The organism is Pseudoxanthobacter sp. (assembly GCF_036822375.1).
In the GTDB taxonomy this organism is placed as follows: Bacteria; Pseudomonadota; Alphaproteobacteria; order Rhizobiales; family Segnochrobactraceae; genus Pseudoxanthobacter.
Window position 1 is genome coordinate 1 of record NZ_DAISHT010000366.1, and the last position, 1,880, is coordinate 1,880.

Genomic DNA, 1,880 nt, shown 5'->3' on the forward strand with positions numbered 1-1,880 from the left:
GTCTACGAGGGCTGAGGCAGCCTCATAGATGCAGACTGAAAGGCCGGGGGCTTGTTGCCTCCGGCCTTCTTTTTTCGCTGCCGGGGCCCGCTTCCGGCATGGCAGCCCCCCGGCATGGCAGCCCCCCGGCGGGGCGCGATCCCGTTGCCAGACTCGGCCCGATCTGGCAGGGATGACGCCATGCTGGCACGGTCCGAATTTTCCCCGCAGCCGCGCCCCTTCCTCGGGGTGTCGCAGTCCGTCACCGGCCGGCGCTGGCTGGCGCGGCTGGACGACCGCGCGTCGGCCGAGGCCCTTGCCATCAGCCAGCGCCTTGGCCTGCCGGATATGGTGGCGCGGGTGCTTTCCGGCCGCGGCGTGCCGGCAGAGAGCGCGGAAGCCTTTCTGGCCCCCACCCTGCGCGACCTGATGCCCGATCCGGCGACCATCACCGACATGGCGCCGGCCACCGCCCGGCTGGCCGATGCGGTGGTGAACGGCGAGCGGATCGGCGTTCTGGCCGATTATGACGTCGACGGCGCCACCTCCGCGGCCATCCTCCTGCGCTATCTGCGCCAGCTCGGACCGGAGCCGCGGCTGCACATTCCCGACCGCTCCACCGAGGGCTATGGCGTTTCGCTTTCCGCGGTCGATGATTTCGCCGCCGCCCGCGTCTCGCTGCTGGTGACGCTGGACTGCGGCACGTCCTCTCACGATGCCCTGCAGCGGGCGGCGGAAAAAGGCATCGACGTGGTGGTGATCGATCACCACCCGGCCGGGGTGTCGCTGCCGCCGGCGCGTGCCATCGTCAATCCGAACCGGCAGGACGATCTCTCCGGCCTCGGCGCGCTGGCGGCCTGCGGCGTTACCTTCATGACGTGCGTGGCGCTGAACCGCGAGCTGCGCCGCCGCGGGTTCTTTCCCGGCCGCGAGCCGGACCTGATGAGCCTGATCGATCTGGTGGCGCTCGGCACGGTGTGCGATGTGGTGCCGCTGAAGGGGCTGAACCGCGCCTTCGTTGCCCGCGGGCTGGAGATCATGCGTCGCCGCGGCAATGCCGGTCTTGCCGCGCTGGGCGATGCCGCCCGCCTCACCGGGGCCCCGGCGCCCTATCATCTGGGCTTCCTGCTCGGCCCGCGCATCAACGCCGGCGGCCGCATCGGCGACAGCGCGCTCGGCTCGCGCCTGCTCACCGCCGACGATCCGCTGCTGGCCCGGCCGATCGCGCTGGAACTCGACCGCCTCAACCGCGAGCGGCAGGAGATCGAGGCGACGGCGCTTGCCGAGGCCGAGGCGATGCTGCTGGAGGCCGACGACCGGCCGGTCGCGGTGGTTTTCAGCGAGGGCTGGCATCCGGGCGTGGTCGGCCTCGTCGCCGCCCGGCTCAAGGAGCGCGGCAACCGGCCGGCGATTGCCATCGCCCTCGATGCCGATGGCAAGGGCACCGGCTCGGGCCGCTCGGTCAGCGGGGTCGATCTCGGCGCGGCCATTCGCGCGGCCGCCGAGGCCGGGCTCATCATCAAGGGCGGCGGCCACGCCATGGCCGCGGGTCTCACCGTCCAGCGGGGCCGCATCCCCGATCTGGTGGCTTTTCTGGAAGAGCGCCTTGCCGCCGACGTTGCGGCGGCACGCGCGGCCGACGGGCTGAAGATCGACGGGGCCATGACCGCCAGCGGTGCCCGGCGCGAACTGCTCGACATGCTGGAGCGGGCCGGCCCGTTCGGCGCCGGCCATCCCGAACCGGTGTTCGCCTTCCCCGCCCACCGCATCGGCGATGTGCGCGTGGTGGGGCAGGGGCATGTCAAGGCCACGCTGATTTCCGGCGACAACGGCCGCATCGATGCGCTGGCCTTCCGCGCCGCCGACCGCGATCTCGGCCGCCGGCTGCTGGGGGCGAAGGG

Annotated in this window: 1 protein-coding gene; it reads left to right on the forward strand. The window is 72.4% G+C overall.

Annotated elements, in window-relative coordinates; genetic code table 11:
• Positions 1-180: 180 nt before the first annotated feature.
• A partial coding sequence (gene recJ, locus V7067_RS17670) for a single-stranded-DNA-specific exonuclease RecJ (protein WP_334177192.1) occupies positions 181-1,880 on the forward strand: 1,700 nt, incomplete at its 3' end.